This window comes from Arthrobacter sp. 754, assembly GCF_040548695.1.
In the GTDB taxonomy this organism is placed as follows: domain Bacteria; phylum Actinomycetota; class Actinomycetes; order Actinomycetales; family Micrococcaceae; genus Arthrobacter.
This window is the reverse complement of the sequence record NZ_JBEPSC010000005.1, coordinates 213,587-238,496: the sequence shown is the minus strand read 5'-3', so window position 1 is coordinate 238,496 and position 24,910 is coordinate 213,587. Positions and strand designations below refer to the sequence as shown.

At 65.5% G+C, this 24,910-nt stretch carries 22 protein-coding genes; 17 read left to right on the top strand and 5 right to left on the bottom strand.

The window, feature by feature from the left end:
• Positions 1-30 precede the first annotated feature (30 nt).
• Both ABIA70_RS15845 and ABIA70_RS15840 read left to right on the top strand, forming a co-directional pair.
• A complete protein-coding gene (locus tag ABIA70_RS15845; protein WP_354148520.1) occupies positions 31-1,059 on the top strand; it encodes a TerC family protein in 1,029 nt (342 codons plus the stop codon).
• A 130-nt stretch (positions 1,060-1,189) separates the two neighbouring features.
• The gene (locus ABIA70_RS15840) at positions 1,190-2,536 is read left to right on the top strand and encodes an MFS transporter (RefSeq protein ID WP_354148519.1); all 1,347 of its coding nucleotides are present in this window, start codon (positions 1,190-1,192) and stop codon (positions 2,534-2,536) included.
• Here ABIA70_RS15840 and ABIA70_RS15835 read toward each other — a convergent pair.
• From ABIA70_RS15835 to ABIA70_RS15820, 4 genes are all read right to left on the bottom strand, one after another.
• On the bottom strand, positions 2,522-3,805 hold the full coding sequence (locus tag ABIA70_RS15835; protein WP_354148703.1) for an alpha/beta fold hydrolase: 1,284 nt from the start codon (positions 3,803-3,805) through the stop codon (positions 2,522-2,524). The two genes, ABIA70_RS15840 and ABIA70_RS15835, sit on opposite strands and share 15 nt — an antisense overlap.
• A 79-nt stretch (positions 3,806-3,884) precedes the next feature.
• Positions 3,885-4,385, bottom strand: a complete 501-nt coding sequence (locus ABIA70_RS15830; protein WP_354148518.1) for a GNAT family N-acetyltransferase — start codon at positions 4,383-4,385, stop codon at positions 3,885-3,887.
• 44 nt (positions 4,386-4,429) lie between these two features.
• On the bottom strand, positions 4,430-5,815 hold the full coding sequence (locus tag ABIA70_RS15825) for a CoA transferase (protein WP_354148517.1): 1,386 nt from the start codon (positions 5,813-5,815) through the stop codon (positions 4,430-4,432).
• 11 nt (positions 5,816-5,826) lie between these two features.
• On the bottom strand, positions 5,827-8,373 hold the full coding sequence (locus tag ABIA70_RS15820) for a DEAD/DEAH box helicase (RefSeq protein WP_354148516.1): 2,547 nt from the start codon (positions 8,371-8,373) through the stop codon (positions 5,827-5,829).
• A gap of 97 nt (positions 8,374-8,470) precedes the next feature.
• Between ABIA70_RS15820 and ABIA70_RS15815 the strand changes: the two genes are divergently transcribed.
• The 15 genes from ABIA70_RS15815 to ABIA70_RS15745 all read left to right on the top strand — a co-directional run bounded on the left by ABIA70_RS15815 (position 8,471) and on the right by ABIA70_RS15745 (position 24,183).
• Entirely contained in the window at positions 8,471-9,253 is a 783-nt protein-coding gene (locus ABIA70_RS15815; protein ID WP_354148702.1) for a trans-aconitate 2-methyltransferase, read from the top strand.
• Positions 9,250-9,630 (top strand): GntR family transcriptional regulator, encoded by a 381-nt coding sequence (locus ABIA70_RS15810; protein WP_354148515.1) that lies wholly within the window; start codon positions 9,250-9,252, stop codon positions 9,628-9,630. The genes ABIA70_RS15815 and ABIA70_RS15810 overlap by 4 nt, the downstream gene beginning before the upstream one ends.
• Positions 9,631-9,677: 47 nt before the next feature.
• Positions 9,678-12,605 (top strand): excinuclease ABC subunit UvrA, encoded by a 2,928-nt coding sequence (uvrA, locus tag ABIA70_RS15805; RefSeq protein ID WP_354148513.1) that lies wholly within the window; start codon positions 9,678-9,680, stop codon positions 12,603-12,605.
• A 112-nt stretch (positions 12,606-12,717) separates the two neighbouring features.
• The gene (locus ABIA70_RS15800) at positions 12,718-13,431 is read left to right on the top strand and encodes an HAD hydrolase-like protein (protein ID WP_354148512.1); all 714 of its coding nucleotides are present in this window, start codon (positions 12,718-12,720) and stop codon (positions 13,429-13,431) included.
• Positions 13,418-14,086, top strand: a complete 669-nt coding sequence (locus ABIA70_RS15795) for a lysophospholipid acyltransferase family protein (protein WP_354148511.1) — start codon at positions 13,418-13,420, stop codon at positions 14,084-14,086. The genes ABIA70_RS15800 and ABIA70_RS15795 overlap by 14 nt, the downstream gene beginning before the upstream one ends.
• A gap of 57 nt (positions 14,087-14,143) precedes the next feature.
• Positions 14,144-16,150 (top strand): excinuclease ABC subunit UvrC, encoded by a 2,007-nt coding sequence (gene uvrC, locus ABIA70_RS15790; RefSeq protein ID WP_354148510.1) that lies wholly within the window; start codon positions 14,144-14,146, stop codon positions 16,148-16,150.
• Between the two features lie 70 nt (positions 16,151-16,220).
• Positions 16,221-17,144 carry an RNase adapter RapZ gene (gene rapZ, locus ABIA70_RS15785; RefSeq protein WP_354148509.1) on the top strand — a complete coding sequence of 308 codons (924 nt, stop codon included), beginning with the start codon at positions 16,221-16,223 and terminating at the stop codon, positions 17,142-17,144.
• Entirely contained in the window at positions 17,144-18,163 is a 1,020-nt protein-coding gene (locus tag ABIA70_RS15780; protein WP_354148508.1) for a gluconeogenesis factor YvcK family protein, read from the top strand. Before rapZ ends, ABIA70_RS15780 begins: the two co-directional genes overlap by 1 nt.
• Positions 18,164-18,172: 9 nt before the next feature.
• Positions 18,173-19,153 (top strand): DNA-binding protein WhiA, encoded by a 981-nt coding sequence (gene whiA / locus ABIA70_RS15775; RefSeq protein WP_354148507.1) that lies wholly within the window; start codon positions 18,173-18,175, stop codon positions 19,151-19,153.
• Between the two features lie 111 nt (positions 19,154-19,264).
• On the top strand, positions 19,265-19,891 hold the full coding sequence (locus tag ABIA70_RS15770) for a superoxide dismutase (RefSeq protein WP_354148506.1): 627 nt from the start codon (positions 19,265-19,267) through the stop codon (positions 19,889-19,891).
• Between the two features lie 264 nt (positions 19,892-20,155).
• Positions 20,156-21,166: a type I glyceraldehyde-3-phosphate dehydrogenase gene (gene gap, locus ABIA70_RS15765; protein ID WP_354148505.1), complete on the top strand. Its 1,011-nt coding sequence runs from the start codon at positions 20,156-20,158 to the stop codon at positions 21,164-21,166.
• 10 nt (positions 21,167-21,176) lie between these two features.
• Positions 21,177-22,403: a phosphoglycerate kinase gene (locus ABIA70_RS15760; RefSeq protein ID WP_354148504.1), complete on the top strand. Its 1,227-nt coding sequence runs from the start codon at positions 21,177-21,179 to the stop codon at positions 22,401-22,403.
• Positions 22,404-22,522: 119 nt separating this feature from the next.
• Positions 22,523-23,338 (top strand): triose-phosphate isomerase, encoded by an 816-nt coding sequence (gene tpiA, locus ABIA70_RS15755; protein WP_354148503.1) that lies wholly within the window; start codon positions 22,523-22,525, stop codon positions 23,336-23,338.
• Positions 23,339-23,389: 51 nt separating this feature from the next.
• Complete coding sequence (gene secG, locus ABIA70_RS15750; RefSeq protein ID WP_354148502.1) at positions 23,390-23,647, top strand: preprotein translocase subunit SecG; 258 nt, start codon at positions 23,390-23,392, stop codon at positions 23,645-23,647.
• A gap of 98 nt (positions 23,648-23,745) precedes the next feature.
• On the top strand, positions 23,746-24,183 hold the full coding sequence (locus tag ABIA70_RS15745) for an RNA polymerase-binding protein RbpA (RefSeq protein WP_502917218.1): 438 nt from the start codon (positions 23,746-23,748) through the stop codon (positions 24,181-24,183).
• Here ABIA70_RS15745 and pgl read toward each other — a convergent pair.
• Complete coding sequence (gene pgl / locus ABIA70_RS15740) at positions 24,136-24,906, bottom strand: 6-phosphogluconolactonase (RefSeq protein ID WP_502917222.1); 771 nt, start codon at positions 24,904-24,906, stop codon at positions 24,136-24,138. The two genes, ABIA70_RS15745 and pgl, sit on opposite strands and share 48 nt — an antisense overlap.
• Positions 24,907-24,910: the final 4 nt, after the last annotated feature.

Sequence of the window (24,910 nt, the reverse complement as noted above, 5' to 3'; positions counted from 1 at the left end):
GCTTCTCTGTACCCTGCGAAAGGCTACCCTGTGCTCGATTTGCCCGTGTGGTTCGAGGTCGGCTCGCTAGTCGTCCTTGGCCTGATCCTCCTGATTGACCTGTTGCTCGTGGTCAAGCGTCCCCACGAACCTTCCATGAAGGAAGCCGGCCTCTGGGTCGCCTTTTACGTGTCGCTTGCCCTGGTGTTCGCCGGCGCCATGTTCGCCTTCACGAACGCGGAGTTCGGCGGCCAGTTCGTGGCCGGCTGGGCTACCGAATACAGCCTCAGCATCGACAACCTCTTTGTGTTCATCATCATCATGGCCCGCTTCTCCGTGCCCCGGAAATACCAGCAGGAAGTCCTGATGGTGGGCATCATCATCGCGCTGATCCTGCGCGGAATCTTCATCCTGCTCGGCGCCATCGTCATTGAGCAGTTCAGCTGGGTGTTCTACATCTTCGGCGCTTTCCTCCTCTGGACCGCCTGGAAGCAGGCCCAGGACGAAGGCGAGGACGAAGAGGACAAGGAAAACCCGCTCATCGCCCGGATCCGCAAGGTCATCCCGATGTCGGAGAAGTTCGACGAAGGCAAGCTCCGCACCACGGTGGACGGCAAGAAGGTCTTCACCCCCATGCTGATCGTGTTCATCACCATCGGCCTGACCGATCTCCTCTTCGCCGTTGACTCGATTCCCGCCATCTTCGGCCTCACCCAGAGTCCGTTCATCGTCTTCACCGCCAACCTCTTCGCCCTGATGGGCCTGCGCCAGCTGTACTTCCTGCTCGGTGGCCTGATGAACCGCCTGATCTACCTGAAGCACGCTCTGTCCTTCATCCTGGCGTTCATCGGCGTGAAGCTTGTGCTGCACGCCATGCACGTGAACGAACTGCCGTTCATCAACGGCGGCAACCACATTGAATGGGCGCCGGAGATCCCCACGTTCGTCTCCCTGGCCGTCATCGTCGGCACCATCATCGTCGCCGTGATCGCCAGCCTGATGAGCTCCAAGGCCCAGTCCGCCCATCTGGATCCCCGCCTTGAGGAAGACTCCAAGAAGAGCCTCACCGACGCCGAATAAGAGTTTGACCGCTCACAGCCTGAACCAGCAGTCCCGGCCGCACCTGCGGCCGTGACTGCTGGTTTAAGTCAGCTCTGCAGCGCCAAAACCCCCTCTGTAGGACCGGCGCGTCGAGGACTATGCTCGGATCATGGCCCGCACCCTGATCCCGGACAGCGGAGTACGCCAGGTGCAGCGCCGCACCGTGGTGCTGTTGAGCGTTGCGCAGATCTTCGCCGGACTCGGCACAGGTGCCACGGTATCCATCGGTTCGATACTGGCAGTTGAGCTCTCAGGCTCCGCGGCGTGGGCCGGTGCAGTGGCCACCGTCATGACCTTGGGCGCCGCGTTGGCGGCACTGCCCCTCGCGGCGCTGGCAGACCGCCGGGGACGCCGCATCGGTCAGGTCCTGGGGCTCGCCGCCGCCCTCTTGGGCGCCGTCCTGATCATGGTCTCGGTGGTGACGGACCAGTTCGTCCTGCTGGTACTCGGGGCGGCCGGCATCGGCGTGGGCACCGCGGCCAGCCTGCAGGCCCGTTTTGCCGCCGGGGACCTTGCGGATGCGGAACACCGTGGCAGGTCCCTGTCCGCCGTGGTGTGGGCAGTGACCGTCGGGGCTGTCGCCGGACCGAACCTGATCCAGCCGGGGGCGGCTGTGGGCCTTGCCCTGGGTCTGCCGCCCATTGCAGGGCCCTTTATGATTTCCGCGGCCGGTCTCCTGCTGGCAACGGTTCTCCTCTTCGTCGGTCTCAGGCCCGACCCGCTCCTGCTGGCAAGGGAACTCGCTGCCCGGCACAACGGGGTCCAGCAGCCCGAAACAGCCCCGGCCGGGCCAGTCCCAGCCAGGCCGGCCGGATCCCTGGTCCGCGGGATGCGGGCCATCCGCGGGTCCGGAACCGCAATGCTGGCGCTGGCCGCCGTCGTCGGAGCCCACGCCGTCATGGTGGGCGTCATGTCCATGACGCCGCTGCACCTGCAGGAACTCGTGGCAGGGCCGGAAGCCTCCCATGCCGGCCACGCGACCTCAGGCGACGTGCTGGTGATCATCGGATTTACCATCTCCCTGCACATTGCGGGCATGTTCGCGCTGTCCCCGGTCATGGGCTGGCTGACCGACAAGGTGGGCAGGACAGAAACCATCATGATCGGCTTCGCAACGCTCATCATCGCTGTCATCGTGGCCGGGCTTGGCCAGACCTCCACCGTGGCGGTTGCTGTGGGGCTCGTCCTGCTAGGAATGGGCTGGTCGGCAGCCACGATATCCGGCTCCACTCTCCTGGCCGAGAGCGTCGGCCAGGAATCCCGTGTTGTGGTCCAGGGCGTCTCGGACATGTTCATGGGCGCTGCCGGTGCAGTGGGCGGAGCCACCTCCGGGCTGGTCCTCAGCTGGGCGGGCTACCTGGGACTGAACATGCTGGGCGGCATGGTGGGGATGGCGGTCCTTGTTGCCGCTTTCCTGACCCGTACGGCGCGGCGGCGCAGGTCAGTCGCGGGCTGAGCGCGCCATCCCCAGCAGCCGGCCGAAGATGGCCTCGCCGTCGTCGGAGATGCCGTCATGGTGGAACTCGCCCGTCTCCCAGACCTGGAGCCCGCGGACCGCGGCCGCTGTCTCAAGGGCCAGCGTGCGCTCAACATAGATGTCGTCACGGTAGACCGCCGCGGCTACAGGCACCCTGTTCACGGCCAGCCGGGGCTTGTCATACAAGGGCTTCCAGTCGTCTTTGCGGGCCACCAGTTCGGCTACCTGCTGCAGGGGCCGCAACGCCGCGTCCTGTTCGAAGTACCACGGGTAGACCATCTCGCCGGTCAGCAGCAGGGGCTCGGCATCGGGCTGGAATTCGGGGTACTCCTGCAGCACCCGCCACGCTGCCCAGCCGCTGGCCTGCCCTTGGCCGTAGATGGACTCGTGCATGAGGGCATAGAGCGGATTGGCCAGGCGGGACACGATGCCCTGCACCTGCTCGAGGAAGCCATCGGAGAGCCGGGCGCCACGGGCCGTCTCGATGAACGCATCCTCCAAGAGGTAATGCAGCCCGTCCACCCGGGTGTTGCCGCCCAGGAATGACCCCACCATCTGGAAGCGTTCCACGGTCAGGCGGCCGCCGTCGGGCAGGAACTCCTCGGTTTGGCGCAGGTGGGCTGCGATGCGTTCCACCGTCCGGCGGTCTTCGGGGTACCAGCTGAAGTATTCGGCGTTCCGGGCGGCCACGCGCCGGAAGGTGGCCCGGTAGACGTCGTCCGCCGGACCGGAGAGCGGCGCGAGCCCGCCTGTGATCAGCGCTTCGCGCAGGCCCTGCGGGGCAAAGGACAGATAGCTGAGGGCGCAGAACCCCCCGTAGCTCTGGCCGTAGATGCTCCAGGGACCGGAACCCAGGGCCGTGCGGATGAGCTCGGCGTCGGCGACGATGGAATCCGCCCGGAAGTGCTCCAGGTACGCGGCCTGCGCTTCAACGGTCCCGCGCAGCGGCAGGGTGTTCCGGTCGACGGGCGATGACAGCCCGGTTCCGCGCTGGTCCAGCATCAGGATCCGGAAGTCCCGGGCTGCGGCCTTGCTCCAGCCGTTGAGGGAGGCGAGCCTGTTGCCGCGCCCGCCGGGGCCGCCTTGAAGGAATAACAGCCAGGGCAGCTTTGCGGCCTCCGCCGCGGTGTGCGCCGTGGAAACGTACTCGCGGGCAAAGACGGTGATGGTCTCCGGCGCTGCCCCGGCGTCTTCTGTGGAAGCGAAGTGGTCCAGCGGCACGGTGAAGTAATGCTCTGCGGTGCGCATGCCGCGGAATTCGTGGCGTGCCCTGACGGTGTGGGGGACTTCCGCCCTTGTTCTCACGGCAGTGCCGTGGACCGACTGCTCAGGCACGGAACGCCGCCGTCGTGCTGCTGCCAAACTGCTCCAGGGCGGTTCCGGTCAGCCGGAAGGTCGACCAGCCGTCCATGGGCCCGGCGCCGAGGCTGCGGTAGAACTGAATGGACGGTTCATTCCAGTCCAGCACGCTCCACTCGACCCGGGCGTAGCCGTTTTCGACGGCGGTGGCCGCCAGATACCGCAGGAGCGCCTTGCCGTGGCCCTCGCCGCGGGCGGCGGGGCTGACGTAAAGGTCTTCGAGGTAGATGCCGTGGACGCCTTCCCAGGTGGAGTAATTCAGGAACCAGAGCGCGAACCCCTGGACCTCGCCTGCCGCGTTCTCTGCCATGGTGGCAAAAACGCGGGGATTCTCGCCGAACAGGGCATCTGTGAGCTTTTCCGGGGTGTTGCGGACGGCGTCCGGTTCCTTCTCGTAGATGGCCAGTTCGTGGATCATCTGCAGGATTGCGGGGACGTCGTGCCGGGTTGCGGGTCGGATTACACTCATGCGTTGAGTTTACTAGGGGCGGTGTGAACGACGGTCCGGGCACCCTACTGCCAGCGAAGCGGCGAGGTTCCGTAGCGGACGGGTGGTCTGCTGTACTCAAGCGGGACGCCGTCCGCCATGAGGGGCGGCCCGACATGCCGCAGGAGGCCATAGGGGCTTTCCGCGACACGGAAGTCCGGTTCCGGCAGGGGACTGGCGGCGGTGGTGGCTACCGGGAGCCGTACCAGTTCCTCGGCGGTGCGGGCCAGGGAAAGCCGGGCCGTTCCGCCTGTTCCGGTGCGGAGGCGTTCGGCCAGCAACGCGATGGCTGCCGCGGCCATGCCGTAGCCCGTGGCGTGATCCAGTGCCTGTACAGGCAACGCCCCGGGTTTCCACCCGCCGTCGGTGGTGCGGCCGTACTGCTGGGAAATGCCGCACGCGGCCTGCACCAGGCTGTCGAACCCGCGCCGTCCGTTCCACGGACCTGCGCTGCCCCAGGCGCTGAGCGTGACCACCACGAGGCCGGGCCGTGCAAGCGACAATTCGGCTGGTCCGAGCCCGTAGCGGTCCAGGCCGCCTTCGCGGTAGCCAGTGACCACGACGTCGGCCATCTCAACGAGGGCCCTGATGCTCTCCAACGCCGCGGGATCCCGGATGTCTGCCACCGCGCTGCGCTTGTCAAAGCCTGAGTCAACAAACGCGTCCGGCAGTTCCGGAAGCTGCGGCGGATCGATGCGCAGGACGTCCGCTCCGAGGGCGCCGAGCAGACGCGTGGCCGTCGGGCCGGCGATGACTCGGGTCATGTCCAGCACCTTGAGCCCGGCCAGCGGGCGGTGCGGATCAGCCGAAGGAACCCACGACGGCGGCCGCAGGCTTCCGTGGGCCGCCCCGGGCGGACGTGAGACGGTGATCCACGGCCCGGCACCGGCGGCAGAGTGCATCGGCGTCAGTACCCACTCGTCCCTGCTTCGGACAGCCGCGGCGGCGCCGTTGTTGGCGGTGATGGCTTCTTCCGCTTCGAGGGCCGTCATCCGCAGCAGGGTTTGTTCCGCGGCCTGCGGGGTGCCGGCGGAGAGCGCCTCCATCAGCCGGGCTGCGTGGTGCGGATAGTTGGCATGGAGGCGTATCCAGCCGTCCGACGTCGGCCGGAAGCCGGACAGCGGAGCAAAGCCGGTGGCCTTCCGGCCCGCGATCCGCAGGTGACCCAGCGAATCGAACGCGGCCGCCGTCGGGCCCGCCGCGCACGAATACCTCCCGGGAGCGGCAGCCAAAGCGTTGAGCGCCGTAGCGGCCGCCTGGACCGCCCCCAGTGCGAGCCCCTCGACATCCAGCGGGCCGTCCCAGAACCGCCGCGGACCGGCGGTGGGTGCCGCTGGTTGGGACTTCATGGCTTCCAGCACCCGCAGGCTGCCGGTCAGGTCGGGGACTGATTCCGCGGTGTCATCTTCCACTGTGTCATCGCCTAGAGCCTGTTGACGTCAGTCACCCGGACCACCGCCGTGCCGGTCTCATCCGAAGCTGCCAGGTCCACCACTGCGGAGATTCCCCAGTCGTGGTTGCGCGCCGGATCGTCGAAGATCTGCCGCACCTTCCACTGTCCGGGTTCTTCGGTGATGATCAGCAGTCCGGGTCCGCGGGCGTCCGGTCCCGTACCGATGTCGTTGTGTTCGTCGAAGTAGTCGTCCAGGACGTCCTCCCAGCGTTCCGCACCCCAGCCGGCGGCGCCGTCGAGCTCGCCGAGCGCTGCCGCGTTCTCGTCGGCGAAAAGTTCCACCCGGCGGAACATCTCGTTCCGCACCATGACACGGAAGGCGCGGATGTTGGACGTCAGCGACGGCGGCGGGGGAGGCGGCGCGTCGTGCGGAGTGGGTGCCGCACCGGAGGTCAGTTCCTCCCATTCGTCCAGCAGGCTGGAATCGACCTGCCTCACCAGTTCCCCGAGCCAGGCGATGAGGTCCTCAAGGTCCTCCCGGAGAAGGTCCTGCGGCACCGTTTGGCGCAGCGCCTTGAAGCAGTCCGCGAGGTAGCGCAGCACGATTCCCTCGGAGCGGGCCAGCCCGTAGAACTGCACGAATTCGCCGAAGTTCATGGCGCGCTCGTACATGTCCCGGACCACGGATTTTGGTGCCAGTTCGAAGTCGCCCACCCACGGCGCGGCCTTGCGGTAGACCTCGAAGGCCTCACCCAGCAGCTCCGCCAGCGGCTGCGGATAGGTCACTTCCTCCAGCATCGCCATCCGCTGGTCGTATTCGATGCCGTCCGCCTTCATGGCTGCGATGGCTTCGCCGCGTGCCTTCTTCTGTTGGGCGGAGAGGATCTGGCGCGGCTTTTCGAGGGTCGCCTCGATCACGGACACGACGTCCAGGGCGTACGACGGCGAATCTGGGTCAAGCAGCTCAAGCGCCGCGAGCGCGAAAGGCGAGAGCGGCTGGTTGAGGGCGAAGTTCGCCTGCAGGTGCACCGTGAGCCTGACGGTCCGGCCATCCGGACCCTGTTCTTCGGGCGGGATGCGCTCCACCACTTCGGCGGCGAGGAGCTCGCGGTAGATCCCGAGTGCCCTCTTCATCAGCTTGAGCTGCGAGGACCGCGACTCGTGGTTCTCGGTCAGAAGCCGCCGGGCTGCCTGGAACGGGTCACCGGGCCGTTCCAACAGGTTCATCAGCATGGAGTGGGTGACGCTGAAGCTCGAGTTCAAGGGGTCGGGCACGGATTCGACGAGGCGCTTGAAGGTTGGCTCACCCCAGGAGACGAAGCCTTCCGGCGGCTTCTTCCTGACCACCTGGCGGAGCTTCTTCTGGTCATCACCGAATTTTGCGGTGGCTTTCGCCATGGCCTTGACGTTCTCGATCACGTGCTCAGGCGCCTGGACCACCACTGTCCCCGCCGTGTCATAGCCGGCGCGGCCGGCCCTTCCGGCGATCTGGTGGAACTCCCGGGAGTTAAGCGGGCGGGTGCGTACGCCGTCGTACTTGCTCAAGGCGGTGAGCAGGACTGTCCGGATGGGCACATTGATTCCTACACCCAGCGTGTCCGTTCCGCAGATCACCTTGAGCAGGCCCGCCTGGGCGAGCTGTTCCACCAGCCGCCGGTACTTGGGAAGCATGCCGGCGTGATGGACTCCGATGCCGTGCCTGACCAGCCTGTTCAGGGTCTTGCCGAAGCCCGCGGCGAACCGGAAGTTGGCGATCAGCTCCGCGATCTTGTCCTTTTCCTCACGCGAGCACACGTTGATGCTCATCAGGGTCTGGGCGCGGTCGATTGCCTCGATCTGGCTGAAGTGCACCACGTAGACGGGCACCTGCCGCGTGGCGAGCAGTTCCTCCAGCGTCTCGTGGACAGGCGTCTCGTGGTAGTAGTAGTGCAGCGGGATGGGCCGCTCGGCTGAACTGACGGTGGTGGTGGGACGGCCGGTGAGTTCGGTGATGCCGTTCTCGAAGCGGCTCACATCGCCCAGGGTGGCAGACATCAGCAGGAACTGTGCCTGGGGGAGCTCCAGCAGCGGAACCTGCCAGGCCCAGCCGCGCTGGGGGTCGGAATAAAAGTGGAATTCATCCATGATGACCGACCCCAGCTCGGCCGCAGCCCCTTCGCGCAGGGCGATGTTGGCGAGGATCTCCGCGGTGCAGCAGATGATCGGTGCGCTCTGGTTGACGCCGGAGTCGCCGGTGATCATGCCGACGTTTTCGGCGCCGAAGATGTCGCACAGGGCGAAAAACTTCTCCGAGACAAGGGCCTTGATGGGGGCTGTGTAGTAGCTGCGTTCGCCGCGCGCCATGGCCTGGAAGTGGGCCGCTACGGCGACGAGGGATTTTCCTGACCCTGTGGGGGTGGCGAGGATGACGTTGGATCCCGCGGCCAATTCCATGATGGCCTCATCCTGGGCGGCGTACAGCTCCAGTCCCCGGCTTTCGGTCCACTCAAGAAATTGCGTGTAAAGGGCGTCCGGGTCGGTGCCTGCGCCGGGGGTGTTTGGGGCGGACAGGACGGGCAGCTGGTCAACGAGTTTCATTGTTTTCAAGCTTAGTGCCCAGCGGGTTCAGGGTATCCGGGCAAGTGCGCGTTAGGCTCGCCGTATGGCCAAAGATGCAACCGACCATGGCGGAACCATGGTGTGGGACCCAGTTAAATACGTTCAGTTCGGCGACTACCGTGACAGGCCATTCTTCGACCTCACCGGGAGGATCCGGACGGACCACCCGCTGGATGTGGTGGACCTGGGCTGCGGGCCGGGGAACCTGACCGCAACCCTCGCGCAGCGCTGGCCGGAGGCCCGCGTCACGGGCCTCGATTCGTCCGCAGAAATGCTGGCCAGGGCAAGCGCCCAGGCGGAGGCCAACCCTGGACTCAGCTTCCAGCTGGCAGATATCGCGGACTGGACGCCCGCCGCCGGCACCGACGTGGTGGTCACCAACGCCGTACTGCAGTGGGTGCCCGGCCACCATGAGCTGCTGGCCCGCTGGCTGCAGGCGCTCCGGCCCGGGGGGTGGTTCGCCATGCAGGTCCCAGGGAACTTCAACGCCCCGTCGCATGCGCTCATGCGGGACCTGGCAGGCTCGGTCAAATGGTCGGCGCGGCTGGACGGGGTGCTCCGCGGCGGCGAATCGGTGGGGGAGCCCGGTGAGTATCTGCGGATCATGCTGGACGCGGGCTGCGCCGCGGACGCCTGGGAGACAACCTACCTCCAAGTACTCCCCGGCACGGATCCGGTGCTCGAGTGGGTCCGCGGCACGGCATTGCGGCCCGTCCTCGCCGCACTGTCCACCGACGACGGGCTGGATTTTGAGGCCGAGTACGCGGCCCTGTTGCGGGCAGCCTATCCATCAACGGTCCATGGCACCGTCTTTCCGTTCCGGCGGATCTTTGCCGTGGCGCGGAAGCCGGGCCAATGACCGGGGGCGCCGCATTCCCCGGAAAATGGAAGCCCAACCAGGCCAGCACGGTGGCACTCTACGAGCAGCTGCGCCTGCACGTCATCCGGCTCGCGGACAACGGTGACCTGCCGCCCGGGACCCGGCTGCCCGCTGTCCGGACGCTGGCGGGAGCGCTCGACGTGGCTCCCCACACGGTGGCCCGGGCCTACAAGGAGCTTGAAGCGGCGGGTGTGGTGGAAACCAAGGGCAGGAACGGCACGGTCGTTTGTGCCCGTGATGACCGCCAGGATGCGCTGTCGCATGCTGCCGGCGCCTACGCTTCAGTGGCGAAGGCACAGGGCGCCAGCTTTGCCGAAGCAGTCCGCCTCCTCGCGGCCGCCTACGACGCCGACTAAACAGGCCCGCATGGATATTCGAAGAAGTTTTCGATTAGCATTAGTGGGTGCCTAAAGCCGTAGCTGAAGAAACAGCAGTCGAATCCGTCCCCGTCACCGTTGCCCAGGCCCCCGTCAAGCCTGCCCGTCCGGACCTTTCCCGCCTTGTGGTCAAGGGGGCGAGGGAGCATAACCTCCGCAACGTGGACCTGGACCTGCCCCGCGACGCCATGATCGTGTTCACGGGCCTGTCCGGATCGGGAAAGTCCTCCCTCGCGTTCGACACCATCTTTGCCGAAGGCCAGCGCCGGTACGTGGAGTCCCTGTCCGCCTACGCCCGCCAGTTCCTCGGCCAGGTGGACAAGCCGGACGTCGACTTCATCGAGGGGCTCTCACCGGCCGTCTCCATCGACCAGAAGTCCACCAGCAAGAACCCCCGCTCTACCGTAGGCACCATCACGGAGATCTACGACTACATGCGCCTGCTGTGGGCACGCGTGGGCCGGCCGCACTGCCCGGTCTGCGGCGAGGTTGTTGCCCGCCAGACGCCGCAGCAAATCGTGGACCAGCTCCTTGAACTCGAGGAAGGTACCCGGTTCCAGGTCCTGGCCCCGGTGGTGAGGGGGCGGAAAGGCGAATTCGTCGACCTCTTCAAGGAGCTGACCGCCAAGGGCTACTCCCGGGCCCGGGTGGACGGTGAGCTGATCCAGCTGAGCGATCCGCCCAAGCTGGGAAAGCAGTTCAAGCACACCATTGAGGTTGTGGTTGACCGTCTGGTGGTCAAGGAGGGCATCAGCCAGCGACTGACCGACTCCGTCGAGACCGCCCTGGGCCTCGCGGAAGGCCGGGTGCTGGCCGAGTTCGTGGATCTCGACGCCGATGCCCCCGAACGGCTCCGGGCATTCTCCGAGAACCTGGCCTGCCCCAATGAGCATCCGCTGGCAATCGACGAGATCGAACCCCGGTCCTTCTCCTTCAACAACCCTTTCGGCGCCTGCGCGGCCTGCAGCGGCATCGGAACCCGGCTTGAGGTTGATGAGGAACTGATTGTCCCCAACCCGGAACTGTCGCTGGCGGAGGGGGCCATCGCGCCCTGGTCGCTGGGGACCGCCACCACGGAGTACTGGAACCGCCTTCTTGCCGGGCTCGCCAAGGAACTCGGTTTCTCCATGGACACGCCGTGGGAGAAGCTTGGCAGCGACGTGCGCCAGACTGTCCTTCACGGGAAGGACCACAAGGTAGTGGTCCAGTACAAGAACCGCTTCGGCCGGGAGCGGAAGTACAGCACCGGTTTTGAGGGAGCCATCCAGTACGTCCACCGCAAGCACGGTGAAACGGACTCTGAATGGGCGCGTGACCGCTACGAAGAGTACATGCGGCAGATTCCCTGCCCCGCCTGCAACGGCGCACGTTTGAACCCGGCATCGCTGTCCGTCCTGATCAATGGCAAGTCCATTGCGGACGTCGCCGCGCTGCCCATGCGCGACTGCGCTGACTTCCTGAACAACCTGGTGCTCACGGGCCGCGAAGCCCAGATCGCGCACCAGGTACTTAAAGAGATCCAGGCCAGGCTGACGTTCCTGCTCGATGTCGGCCTCGAATACCTGAACCTCGAACGCCCCTCGGCAACCCTGTCCGGCGGCGAAGCCCAGCGCATCCGGCTGGCCACGCAGATCGGCTCCGGCCTCGTGGGCGTGCTGTATGTCCTCGACGAGCCATCGATCGGCCTGCACCAGCGTGACAACCGCCGGCTCATCGACACCCTGACGCGGCTCCGGGACATGGGGAACACCCTCATCGTCGTCGAACATGACGAGGACACCATCCAGGTGGCGGACTGGATCGTGGACATCGGACCCGGCGCGGGCGAGCACGGCGGCCAGGTGGTGCACTCCGGTTCCTACAAGGAGCTCCTGGCCAACACTGAATCCCTCACAGGTGATTACCTCTCCGGGCGCAAGAAGATCGAAATCCCCAGGAAGCGGCGCAAATACGACAAGAAACGCGAACTGAAGGTTGTTGGCGCCCGCGAAAACAACCTGGTCAACGTTGATGCCACCTTCCCCCTCGGTCTGTTCACCGCCGTGACGGGCGTCAGCGGCTCCGGAAAGTCCACCCTGGTCAACGAGATTCTCTACAAGGTGCTGGCCAACAAGCTGAACGGCGCCAAGCAGGTCGCCGGCCGGCACAAGAGCATCCTTGGCCTGGACCAGCTGGACAAGGTGGTCCACGTGGACCAGAGCCCGATCGGGCGCACCCCCCGGTCCAACCCGGCCACCTACACAGGTGTCTTCGACAACATCCGGAAACTCTTCGCCGAGACCACCGAGGCGAAAGTCCGCGGTTACCTGCCCGGCAGGTTCTCCTTCAACGTCAAGGGCGGCCGCTGCGAATCCTGCTCGGGCGACGGCACGCTGAAGATCGAAATGAACTTCCTGCCCGATGTCTATGTTCCCTGCGAGGTGTGCCACGGCGCCCGGTACAACCGCGAGACCCTCGAAGTGCATTACAAGGGCAAGACCATCGCAGATGTCCTGAACATGCCCATCGAGGAGGGTGCGGAGTTCTTCGCCGCCTTCTCGCCGATTGCCCGACACCTCAACACGCTGGTGGATGTGGGCCTCGGCTACGTCCGCCTCGGACAGCCGGCCACCACGCTGTCCGGCGGCGAGGCCCAGCGCGTCAAGCTGGCTGCGGAACTGCAGAAGCGCTCCAACGGCCGCAGCGTCTACGTGCTGGACGAGCCCACTACGGGCCTCCACTTCGAGGACATCCGGAAGCTCCTGATGGTGCTCCAGGGGCTGGTGGACAAGGGCAACACCGTCATCACCATCGAACACAACCTGGATGTCATCAAGAGCGCCGACTGGATCGTGGACCTCGGTCCGGACGGCGGCTCCGGTGGCGGCCAGATCGTGGCCACGGGAACTCCGGAACAGGTGGCGAAATCCACACAGAGCCACACGGCCGCTTTCCTCGCCGAGATTCTGGGCTAGCTCCCGCCAGGCCATGCCGGTTTACCCCGGGCAGGCGGGGGACCTGCCCGGAAGTATGCCGTGGCGGGCATGCGAGTTTCAGGCATGCGCGGTGTCGTGAGAAACTAAGCCGGTGACTCAAACAACAGTGCCCGTGATCTTCGACCTGGACGGCACTCTTGTCGATCCTGCCGGCGGAATAACCGACGGAATCGCAGCGGCCCTCGCGGCCGAAGGACTCCCGGTTCCCGCCCAGGACCTGCTGGACGCGATGATCGGTCCCAAACTCAGTGACTCGCTCCTGAGCGTGGCGATGGTCCCGGCGGCGAAGCTCGACGCCGTCATCCGGCGCTACCGGCAGTACTACCTGGCCACCGGAATCGGCCAGAGCCGGCTGTACCCGGGGATCAGGGATGTACTGGAGGGGTTCGCGGAGGCGGGACGGCCAGTTGCCGTCGCAACGCAGAAGCCCGAGGGCCTGGCCCAGATCGTGCTGAGGCATCACGGTATCGACGGCCTGTTCCTGTCCATCCGGGGCTCCTCGGACAATGAATCCTCAACGGAAGGTCCCGTGGGCAAGGCAAGCATCATCGCCGAAGCCCTCGCTGATCTTTCCACGCACCACGCAGTGATGGTGGGTGACCGTGCCCAGGACGTGGCCGGCGCCGTCGCGAACGGACTGGACTGCATCGGGGTGGGCTGGGGTTTTGCGCCCGACGGCGAACTCGACGACGCCGGGGCGGTCACCGTGGTGGAGACTACGGAAGGCCTCGTGGCCGCCATTGAGCGCCTTGAGTCCATCCACGCTGCCGCCATGGGTGAGGTGCGCAACGATGGCACTGTTTGAAGCGGTCCGCTGGACCACCCGCGGGCTGATTGCCGGCTCCTGCCGGCCCACCGTCATTGGCCTCGAAAACGTCCCCAAGGACGGCCCCTTCATTGTGGCTCCGAACCACCTCTCCTTTTTTGACAGTGTCATCGTCCAGGCATTGATGCCCCGGCCCGTCGCGTTCTTCGCCAAAGCCGAGTACTTCAACACCGGAGGCGTCAAAGGCAAGGTCATGAAGTCCTTTTTTGAGTCCGTGGGTTCCATCCCGGTGGAGCGTGGTGAGCAGGCGGCCAGTGTCCAGGCCCTCAAGACTCTCCTGGACATCCTGGAGGCGGGCAAAGGCATAGGAATCTATCCCGAAGGCACCCGTTCACGGGACGGGATCCTCTACCGCGGCCGCACTGGCGTGGGCTGGCTCGCTTTGACCACCGGAGCACCGGTGGTCCCGGTAGGACTGATCGGTACGGAGAACCTGCAGCCGGCCGGCGAGAAGGGGTTCAGGCCCCATCACTTCACCATGAAGGTGGGCGAGCCGCTGTACTTTGACAAAACGGGCCCGGATCATTCACTGCCCGCGCGGCGGCAGGTGACGGACTCCATCATGGAAGCCATCGCAGCCCTCAGCGGACAGGAACGCGCCACAACCTACAACCAGAGCAAGATCACGGATTAGCCCGCGGTTACAGCCCTCGTGACATGGGGGCCGCGCTTGCCTCAGTAGACTGGAGTTGTGGCAGATCCAGCAACTTACAGGCCCAAAACGGGTGAGATTCCCACCAACCCCGGGGTGTACCGGTTCCGCGATCCGCATGGCCGGGTCATTTACGTCGGCAAGGCAAAAAGCCTCCGGTCGCGCCTGAACTCATACTTCGCCAACCCGCTGGGCCTGCTCCCCAAAACGTATGCCATGGTCCACGCGGCCAGCAGTGTGGAGTGGACTGTGGTGAGCAGCGAACTGGAGTCACTGCAGCTCGAATACACCTGGATCAAGGAATTCAAACCACGTTTCAACGTGGTCTTCCGGGACGACAAAACCTATCCCTACCTTGCCCTGACCATGAGCGAGAAGCTTCCCCGGGTGCAGGTCATGCGGGGGGACCGGCGCAAGGGCACCCGCTACTTCGGCCCCTATACAGCCGGAGCCATCAGGGAAACCATGGACACGCTCCTGCGCGTCTTCCCTGTCAGGAGCTGCAGTGCCGGTGTCCTGAAACGTGCGCAGGCGAGCGGCCGCCCTTGCCTGCTGGGTTACATCGACAAATGCTCCGCGCCCTGCGTGGGCCGTATCACCCCCGAGGACCACAGGGCCCTCGCCGAGGACTTCTGTGCGTTCATGGGCGGCGAGGCCAAACGCTTCATTTCAAAGCTCGAGAAGCAGATGGGCGAAGCGGTGGCCGAGCTGGACTACGAGAAGGCGGCGCGGCTCCGGGACGATATTTCGGCGCTCCGGAAGGTCTTCGAGCGCAACGCCGTGGTGCTCGCCGAGGACACCGACGCCGACGTGTTTGCCCTGTTCGAGGATGAGCTTGAAGCAGCAGTCCAGGTCTTCCACGTCCGCGGCGGACGGGTCCGCGGCCAGCGCGGCTGGGTAGTTGAAAAGGTGGAGGACGCCACCACCCCGGACCTGGTGGAACACCTCCTGCAGCAGGTCTACGGCGAGGACGGCGACAGCCACGGCAGGCTGCCCCGCGAAGTGCTGGTGCCCGTGGAGCCCAGCAATGCTGCGGAACTGACGCAATGGCTGGGCGGGATGCGGGGCGCCAAGGTGGACATCCGGGTGCCGCAGCGCGGGGACAAAGCCGCCCTGATGTCCACGGTCCGGGAGAACGCCGAGCATGCGCTGAAGCTGCACAAGACCCGCCGTGCGGGGGACCTGACGGTCCGTTCGCAGGCCCTGCAGGAACTCCAGGAGGCCCTGGACCTTCCGGTCGCCCTGCTCCGTATCGAGTGCTTTGACGTCTCCCACGTCCAGGGCACCAACGTGGTGGCTTCCATGGTGGTGGTGGAGGACGGCCTGCCCAAGAAGTCCGATTACCGGAAATTCTCGGTTACCGGCGCCGCCGCCGCAGACGACACCGCTGCGATGCACGATGTCCTCACCCGGCGCTTCCGGTATTACCTGCAGGACAAATCGGCCCAGGTGGAAGCGTCCGTGCTGCCGGGCCACCAGGCCGCACTCACCGCCGCGGCCGACGCCGCGGTCCTGGACTCCACCACTCCCGCCCCGCGGGCGAAGTTCGCCTACCCGCCCAACCTGGTGGTGGTCGACGGCGGCAAACCCCAGGTCAACGCCGCGGCACGCGCCCTGGCGGACCTTGGAATCGAGGACGTGTACGTAGTGGGCCTGGCCAAGCGCCTTGAGGAGGTGTGGCTCCCGGACAGCGACTTCCCCGTGATCCTGCCGCGCACGTCCCAGGGCCTTTACCTGCTGCAGCGGATCCGCGACGAAGCACACAGGTTCGCCATCACCTTCCACCGGCAGAAGCGCGGAAAGGCCATGACTGTCTCCGCACTCGATGGCGTGCCGGGCCTGGGGGAGTCCAAACGGAAGGCGCTCCTGGCCCATTTCGGCTCTATCAAGGGTGTCAAGACGGCCACCGTGGCTGAGCTCACGGCCGCCAAAGGCATCGGGCCCTCCCTCGCCGGCGCCATCGTGGCCCACTTCAATTCGGTGGAACTGGCCGGGGATACCGCCCCCGCGGTGAACATGACGACCGGCGAAATCCTTGAAACCTAGGTAGGGTAAGGAGCGCAGGTTTCAGCCGACGCGGCTGCCTGTCTTCACCACAAGAAACGGGGCGGAACGAATGGCAGACTCGACGGCGGAATCCGGGACGGGGCAGGACGGCTTCACGCCGGTCAAGCCCCTCGAAGCGGAACTGCTGGTGGTCACCGGGATGTCCGGGGCCGGACGGAGCACGGCCGCTGACGCCCTGGAGGACCACGGCTGGTACGTCGTGGAAAACCTGCCGCCGCAGATGCTTGGGACTCTTGCTGAACTCGTGTCCCACGCACCGCAGTCCATTCCCCGCCTCGCCGTGGTGATGGATGTCCGCAGCAAAGGGCTCTTCGCCGACATCCGTGCAGCCCTCGGCGCCCTGGAAGCCAGCGGCGTCACGTTCCGGGTACTGTTCCTCGACGCCAACGACCACGTGCTGGTCCGCCGCTTCGAGCAGGGCCGCAGGCCACACCCCCTCCAGGAGGGCGGCCGGATCCTTGACGGCATAGCGGCCGAGCGGGAGCTGCTCAAGGAACTGCGGGACAGCGCCGACGTCGTCCTCGATACGTCCGAGTTCAATGTCCACGGACTGGCCACCGCCATTACCGAGCTTTTCAGTGAAACCGGTCCGGTGGCCCTGCGGATCAACGTCATGAGCTTCGGCTTCAAATACGGCCTGCCCGTTGACTCCAACTACGTCGCCGACGTCCGGTTCATCCCCAATCCGCACTGGGTGCCGCAGCTGCGCCCGCACACCGGGCTGGACAAGGACGTCAGCGACTACGTCCTCGAAGCCGAGGGCGTCAAGAACTTCGTTGACCGCTACGTCTTGGCGCTCGAGCCGGTCCTTGACGGGTACCGGCGCGAGAACAAGCACTACGCCACCATCGCCGTCGGCTGCACCGGCGGCAAGCACCGTTCCGTGGCGGTCGCCGTCGAGCTTTCGAAGAAACTGGCCCAGTATCCCCGCGTGACCGTGACCACCACCCACCGGGACCTGGGCCGCGAATAATGGGGATGCTTACGGGGCCGCTGCCGCTGATACCGGTGTCCGGCGGAACGGCAGGCGGCCAGCAGGACAAAGGCCCGAATGTCGTGGCATTGGGCGGCGGGCACGGCCTGTCAGCTTCGCTGTCGGCGCTGCGGCTCCTCACCTCCGAGCTGACCGCCGTTGTCACGGTAGCGGACGACGGCGGGTCATCCGGGCGTCTGCGTGAAGAGTACGGTGTCCTTCCGCCCGGAGACCTGCGGATGGCGCTGTCAGCGCTGTGCGATGACACCGACTGGGGACGCACCTGGCGTGACGTGATGCAGCACCGGTTCCAGCCGGGCAAAGCGAGAGGTGGATCGCTGGATGACCACGCGATGGGGAACCTGCTCATCGTGACCCTCTGGGAGCTGCTCGGCGATACCGTGGCCGGACTGAAATGGGCGGGTGCCCTGCTCGGCGCGAGGGGGCAGGTGCTGCCGATGTCCACCGTCCCGCTCACCATCGAAGGGGACGTCCGCGTTACCGCACCTGACGGCGGTTCCGCTTTGCAGACCATCCGCGGCCAGGCCCAGTGCGCCGTCGCCGGCTCCCTGGAACGCGTCCGGCTGTTGCCCGAGCAGGCGCCTGCCTGTGTTGACGCCCTGACTGCGATTGAACTGGCCGACTGGGTCATCCTGGGGCCCGGTTCCTGGTACACCTCGGTCCTGCCGCACCTGCTGCTCCCGGAGATGCGGGATGCCCTGTGCGGCACTGCCGCCAAGCGCTGCATCACCATGAACCTGGCGACGGACACCAAAGAGACCACCGGCATGTCCGCCGCCGACCACCTGCACGCCCTGCGCCGGTACGCACCGGACTTCGGCGTCGACGTCGTCCTGGCTGACCCTGCGTCGGTGCCGGACAGGCAGGAGTTCGAGAAAGCTGCGGGGATGATCGGTGCCGAGGTTGTCTTGGGTAAAGTGGGGGCGTCGGGCCGCCGACCCGTCCATGACCCTTTGCGTCTGGCAGCGGCGTACCACGACATTTTTGGGAACAGTTAGGAAGGTGCCATGGCACTGACATCATCGGTCAAGGAAGAACTGTCCCGGCTGGACATCAAGAAATCATCTGTCCGCAAGGCTGAGGTTTCCGCGATGCTCCGGTTCGCAGGCGGCCTCCACATCATCTCGGGCCGCATTGTGATCGAGGCAGAGGTTGACCTCGCGTCGACAGCCCGCCGCCTGCGCGCCGCCATCGCCGAGGTCTACGGCCACCAGAGCGAAATCATCGTGGTCTCCGGCGGGGGACTGCGCCGCGGCAGCCGCTATGTGGTGCGTGTAGTTCGCGACGGCGAGTCCCTGGCCCGCCAGACGGGGCTCCTGGACGGCCGCGGCCGGCCGGTCCGGGGGCTTCCCTCGGCCGTCGTGAACGGTTCAGCCGCTGATGCCGAGGCGGTCTGGCGGGGCGCTTTCCTCGTCCACGGCTCGCTCACGGAGCCTGGCCGTTCTTCCTCGATGGAGGTCACCTGCCCCGGTCCCGAGTCCGCGCTTGCCCTGGTGGGCGCTGCCCGCCGCCTCGGCATCCAGGCAAAGGCCCGCGAAGTCAGGGGAGTGGACCGGGTGGTCATCCGCGACGGCGACACCATTGCGGCCCTGCTGACCCGGATGGGCGCCCACGATGCCCTGATGGTCTGGGAAGAACGCCGGATGCGCAAAGAGGTAAGGGCGACGGCCAACCGGCTCGCCAACTTCGACGACGCCAACCTGCGGCGGTCCGCCCAGGCGGCTGTGGCCGCCGGTGCAAGGGTTGACCGGGCCCTGGAAATCCTGGGCGACGACGTCCCGGACCACCTCAAGTACGCCGGCGAGCTCCGGGTCGCGCACAAACAGGCGAGCCTGGATGAACTGGGCCGGCTTGCCGATCCGGTGATGACCAAGGACGCCATTGCCGGCCGCATCCGGCGGCTTCTTGCCATGGCCGACAAACGTGCCATTGACCTGGGCATCCCCGGCACCGATGCGAATGTGACGCCTGAAATGCTGGACGAGTAACCGCGCCCTAGAATCAGAGCGTTCACCACTGATCTTCCGGATGCCCGTCATCCGGATGCATAATCCGAGAGTTACAACCCGGACAGACCGTCCACGACATTGGAGGATTTTGTGACCGAGTACGTACTGCCAGAGCTCGACTACGACTACGCAGCGCTTGAGCCGCACATTTCGGCGCGCATCATGGAGCTGCACCACAGCAAGCACCATGCGGCCTACGTCACTGGCGCCAACAACGCACTGGCCCAGCTGGCCGACGCCCGCGACAAGGGCGACTTCGCCAACATCAACCGCCTCTCCAAGGACCTGGCGTTCCACACCGGCGGCCACGTCAACCACTCGGTGTTCTGGAAGAACCTGTCACCGGACGGCGGCGACAAGCCCGAGGGCGAGCTGGCCGCGGCCATCGACGACGCCTTCGGGTCCTTCGATGCCTTCCGTGCGCAGTTCACCGCTGCGGCCCTTGGCCTGCAGGGGTCCGGTTGGGGCTTCCTGGCCTACGAGCCGATCGGTGGCAACCTGGTCATCGAACAGCTCTACGACCAGCAGGGCAACGTGGCGCTCGGAACCACCCCGCTGCTCATGCTGGACATGTGGGAGCACGCCTTCTACCTTGATTACGTCAACGTCAAGGCTGACTACGTGAAGGCCTTCTGGAACATCGTCAACTGGGCTGATGTCGCCAAGCGCTTCGACGCTGCACGCACCAACGCGACGGGCCTCATCACCCTCCCGTAGGTGACCTGCAGAACATAGGCCTGTAACAAAGTTCACATTCCGGAGCCATTTAGGCCGGAATGTGGACCGTCTGCCCCCGCACTTGCGGGGGCAGACCCTGTTAAACGTAAGATAGGTCACGGAAGGCGGTCAGCCTTCAGCAATGTGGCTGGTCGCCCTCCGATCTGTAAATCATCTCTGCCCAACGGCGTGCGGGATCTGTTAGTTGGCTTGAACGCCCGCTCAACTAGTTTGTGCTTATCAAGCACCAAGGAGACTGAAAAAGTGACGACCCGTATTGGTATTAACGGCTTTGGCCGTATTGGCCGCAACTACTTCCGCGCAGCACTCGCACAGGGCGCTGACCTCGAGATCGTTGCCGTCAACGATCTCACCAGCCCTGAGGCCCTGGCCCACCTCTTCAAGTACGACTCCGTCGGCGGCCGCCTGAAGGAAACCATTGAGGTCAAGGACGGCAACATCGTCGTCAACGGCAACGTCGTCAAGGTCCTGGCCGAGCGCGACCCCGCCAACCTGCCGTGGGGGGAGCTGGGCGTTGACATCGTCATCGAATCCACCGGTTTCTTCACCAAGGCCGCAGCTGCCAAGAAGCACATCGATGCAGGTGCCAAGAAGGTCCTGATCTCCGCGCCGGCCTCGGATGAGGACATCACCATCGTGATGGGCGTTAATCACGAGCTGTACGACAACGCGACCCACCACATCATCTCCAACGCGTCCTGCACCACCAACTGCCTCGGCCCGCTGGCCAAGGTCATCAACGACGAGTTCGGCATCGAGCGCGGCCTGATGACCACGATCCACGCCTACACCGCGGACCAGAACCTCCAGGACGGCCCGCACAACGACCTCCGTCGTGCCCGCGCCGCAGCCATCAACATGGTCCCCACCTCCACGGGTGCGGCCAAGGCGATCGGCCTGGTCCTGCCGGAGCTCAAGGGCAAGCTGGACGGCTACGCCATCCGCGTTCCCGTCCCCACCGGCTCCGCCACCGACCTCACGGTCACCGTGTCCCGCGAGACCACCGTTGAGGAAGTCAACGCAGCCCTCAAGAAGGCCGCAGAGTCCGATTCACTGCAGGGCTTCCTGACCTACACGGATGAGCCGATCGTCTCCTCCGACATCGTGGGCGACCCGGCTTCGTCGATCTTCGACTCCGGCCTGACCAAGGTCATCGGCAACCAGGTCAAGGTTGTTTCCTGGTATGACAACGAATGGGGCTACTCAAACCGCCTCGTGGACCTCACGGAGCTCGTCGCAGCCAAGCTGGGCTAGGGTTAGTCACATGACATTTCACACCCTCAACGAACTGATCGCTGAAGGTGTCCGCGGGCGGTACATTCTGGTTAGAAGTGACCTGAATGTGCCGCTCGACGGCTCTACAGTCACTGACGACGGCCGCATCAAGGCCTCACTGCCAGTGCTGGGAAAGCTCACGGACGCCGGTGCCCGCGTGCTGGTAACAGCCCACCTCGGACGCCCCAAGGGCGCCCCGGAAGAGAAGTATTCGCTCAAGCCGGCAGTGGCGCGGCTCGCAGAACTCGCAGGGTTCAAGGTTTCCCTGGCAGGGGACACCGTGGGCCCGTCCGCCAAGGAGCAGGCCGCGGCGCTGCAGGACGGCGAAGTGCTTGTCCTGGAGAACGTCCGGTTTGACGCCCGCGAAACCTCCAAGGACGACGCCGAACGCGGCGCCTTCGCAGACGAGCTGGTGGCACTGACCGGAGAGAACGGCGCCTATGTGGACGACGCCTTCGGTGCCGTCCACCGCAAGCATGCAAGCGTGTACGACGTCGCCACCCGGCTGCCGTCCTACCAGGGCGACCTGGTGCACACCGAGGTTGAAGTGCTGCGCAAGCTCACTGCAGACACCCAGCGGCCCTACGTGGTGGTGCTCGGCGGCTCCAAGGTCTCGGACAAGCTTGCCGTCATCGACAACCTCATCGGCAAGGCGGACGCCATTCTGGTGGGCGGCGGCATGCTCTTCACTTTCCTTGCGGCGGAGGGCCACAAAGTGGCCGGCAGCCTCCTGGAGGAGGACCAGATCCCCGTCGTCCAGGACTACCTGAAGCGGGCAGCCGACGCCGGTACGGAGTTCATTGTGCCCACCGACGTTGTGGTGGCCAGCAAGTTCGCCGCCGACGCGGACCACGAAACCGTTCCGGCGGATGGTATCGAGGGCAGCAGCTTCGGTGCGCAGGGGATCGGCCTGGATATCGGACCGGACTCGGCCGCGGCATTTGCGGAGCGGATCAAGGGCGCCAGGACGGTGTTCTGGAACGGTCCCATGGGTGTCTTCGAGTTCGAGGCCTTCTCCGGCGGCACCCGGGCCATCGCCCAGGCATTGACCGAAGCGGAAGCCCTGACAGTGGTAGGCGGCGGCGATTCAGCTGCGGCCGTCCGGACCCTCGGCTTCGCGGATGAACAGTTCGGCCACATTTCCACCGGCGGCGGCGCCAGCCTGGAATATCTTGAAGGCAAGGAACTTCCCGGTCTGAGCGTCCTGGACCGCTAAGGAACCAGGCCCTCAATAACCGTCCCCTCGAATTACCTGGACTGCCAAGTCCTCCGGCCGGCAGGGTGCCCGCGGGCACCCTGCCGGCCGCACATTTATCATGAACTTATGGAGAACATGTGACTACGTCAACGAACGGTGCCTTCGACCGCACCCCCCTCATCGCAGGCAACTGGAAGATGAACATGGACCATGTCCAGGGGATCACGCTTCTGCAGAAACTTGCCTGGACCCTGTCCGACGCCAAGCATGACTACAGCCGGGTCGAGGTTGCTGTCTTTCCTCCCTTCACCGATCTCCGTGGTGTGCAGACCCTGGTCCAGGGCGATGAACTGGACATTGCCTACGGCGGCCAGGACCTTTCCCAGTTCGATTCAGGTGCCTACACCGGCGACATTTCGGGCCAGTTCCTGAACAAGCTCGGCTGCAGGTACGTACTGGTGGGGCACAGCGAACGCCGGACCATCCACAACGAGTCCGATGAGGTCCTGAACGCCAAGGTCAAGGCTGCCTACAAGCATGGTGTGACGCCTATTCTCTGCGTGGGGGAGGGCCTGGAAGTCCGGCAGGCCGGGACCCACGTCCAGCACACCCTGGACCAGCTGCGCGCGGACGTCGCAGGGCTGACCCCGGAGCAGGCGGCCACCCTGGTGGTTGCCTACGAGCCTGTCTGGGCTATCGGCACCGGCGAAGTGGCCGGCCCCGGGGACGCGCAGGAGATGTGTGCGGCCATCCGCGCCGAACTGGCCACCATCTTCGGCGACGACGTCGCGGCGAAGATCCGCCTCCTTTACGGCGGCTCGGTCAAGGCGAACAACGTTGCCGCCATCCTCAACGAGCGGGACGTCGACGGCGTGTTGGTGGGCGGCGCCAGCCTCGATCCCGCGGAGTTTGCTAATATTGTCAGGTTCGAGAGTCACCTGTTGACGGACTAGTCCGTACACAGCCTCCGGCTCCCGCACTTCCAATCTTTCTGAAAGGCCGTCGTGGACGTTCTTCAAGTCATCCTGCAGATCCTCCTGGGAATCACCAGTCTTCTGCTGACCCTCCTCATCCTGCTTCACAAGGGACGGGGCGGCGGGCTGTCGGATATGTTCGGCGGCGGCATGAGTTCCGGGCTCAGTTCTTCAGGCGTGGCCGAGCGGAACCTGAACAGGTTCACCATTGTTCTGGGTGTCACCTGGGGCGTCGTCATCATCGGCTTGGGCCTGATCATGCGGTTCAGCGGCGCCGGGGACTCCTGACCCCTGCAACTTATCGCTCTCCGGCACTGCCGTAGCCGGGATCTCCGAACTAAACTGTGGCTGTTGGCTCCCAACAGCCACAGTGTCGTTTAACCACAATGTCGTGTAAGCAGCAATGTGCCAAGCAGTCAGGAGTCCCGATGGTTCATAGTGCGTCAGCGTTCCGTGGCACCCGGGTGGGTGTCACTGAAGGAGCAGGTCCAAAGAACCAGTCTGAAGCTGCACCGGGTGAAAGATTGCCGCGCATCCGCGTTTCTTTTTGGTGCCCGAAGGGGCATGAGACCCAGCTTGTTTTCCTCCGGCTGCCGGACGAGCAGATTCCGGCTGTGTGGGACTGCCGGCGGTGCGGGTGCCAGGCGTCCCGGGCCGGCAAGGAAGCCGCCGGGCTTGAGCCGTTGGAGGACGGCTTCAAAAGCCACCTCGAATACGTTAAAGAACGGCGCTCCGACCAGGACGCCGAAGCGGTCCTGGCCGGAGCGTTGGAGAGACTACGCGCCGGCCGCGTCCTTCCGGACGAGCTGCCGCGGGACCCGTGAAGCCGCGTTTTCGTCGATAAGCCACAAGGTCCGGGATGTACCCCGCGGACCGGCGGCCGGCACCTGCACAGGGTTGGCCCCCGCCAGGGCAAGGCCCACCGCTCCGGCCTTGTCTTCGCCGGCCACCACCATCCAGACCTCAGCGCCGGTGTTGATGGCAGGCAGCGTCAGGGAGACGCGCTGCGGCGGCGGCTTGGGGGAATTGCGGACGCCCACCACCATCCGGTCTTTCTCCCGGATCCCGGCCTGTTCGGGGAAGAGCGACGCAACGTGCGCGTCCGGACCAACGCCGAGCAATACAACATCCAGCCGCGGCAGGACCCCGGGGTCATCGGGCCTGTCATCTGACATGTCGGCTGCATGTTCGGCCCGTGCTGCCTCCTGGAGCCTGCGGGCATAGTCCTCTGCGGCCTCTTCCGGGCTTCCAAAGTCGTCGGAGGACCCGGGCTCGTTGATCCTGGCAGGGTCAACCGGGATGTGCGACAGCAGGGCATCGAATGCCTGCCTGGTGTTGCGGTCGGGATCTTCGGCGGCGACAAACCGCTCGTCGCCCCACCAGAAGTTCACCTTGGACCAGTCCACGGCGCCTGCGGCCGGAGAATCGGCAACCGCCTTCAGCGTGCCAATGCCCACCGTGCCGCCAGTCAGCACCACCGTGGCCTCACCGTACTTGTCCTGCACATCCACCAGCTTGGTGATCAGGCGGGCCGCGATGGCGGCCATCAGG

What these genes read in the sequence shown, in the direction of transcription:
- pgl (WP_502917222.1), bottom strand. Translation starts at nt 24,906, where the DNA reads ATGGCCGCCATCGCGGCCCGCCTGATCACCAAGCTGGTGGATGTGCAG.
- ABIA70_RS15830 (WP_354148518.1), bottom strand. Translation starts at nt 4,385, where the DNA reads ATGAGTGTAATCCGACCCGCAACCCGGCACGACGTCCCCGCAATCCTG.
- rapZ (WP_354148509.1), top strand. Translation starts at nt 16,221, where the DNA reads ATGGCAGACTCGACGGCGGAATCCGGGACGGGGCAGGACGGCTTCACG.
- ABIA70_RS15745 (WP_502917218.1), top strand. Translation starts at nt 23,746, where the DNA reads ATGTCGTGTAAGCAGCAATGTGCCAAGCAGTCAGGAGTCCCGATGGTT.
- ABIA70_RS15795 (WP_354148511.1), top strand. Translation starts at nt 13,418, where the DNA reads ATGGCACTGTTTGAAGCGGTCCGCTGGACCACCCGCGGGCTGATTGCC.
- ABIA70_RS15840 (WP_354148519.1), top strand. Translation starts at nt 1,190, where the DNA reads ATGGCCCGCACCCTGATCCCGGACAGCGGAGTACGCCAGGTGCAGCGC.
- ABIA70_RS15760 (WP_354148504.1), top strand. Translation starts at nt 21,177, where the DNA reads ATGACATTTCACACCCTCAACGAACTGATCGCTGAAGGTGTCCGCGGG.
- ABIA70_RS15780 (WP_354148508.1), top strand. Translation starts at nt 17,144, where the DNA reads ATGGGGATGCTTACGGGGCCGCTGCCGCTGATACCGGTGTCCGGCGGA.
- ABIA70_RS15835 (WP_354148703.1), bottom strand. Translation starts at nt 3,805, where the DNA reads ATGCGCACCGCAGAGCATTACTTCACCGTGCCGCTGGACCACTTCGCT.
- ABIA70_RS15810 (WP_354148515.1), top strand. Translation starts at nt 9,250, where the DNA reads ATGACCGGGGGCGCCGCATTCCCCGGAAAATGGAAGCCCAACCAGGCC.
- whiA (WP_354148507.1), top strand. Translation starts at nt 18,173, where the DNA reads ATGGCACTGACATCATCGGTCAAGGAAGAACTGTCCCGGCTGGACATC.
- ABIA70_RS15820 (WP_354148516.1), bottom strand. Translation starts at nt 8,373, where the DNA reads ATGAAACTCGTTGACCAGCTGCCCGTCCTGTCCGCCCCAAACACCCCC.
- ABIA70_RS15815 (WP_354148702.1), top strand. Translation starts at nt 8,471, where the DNA reads ATGGTGTGGGACCCAGTTAAATACGTTCAGTTCGGCGACTACCGTGAC.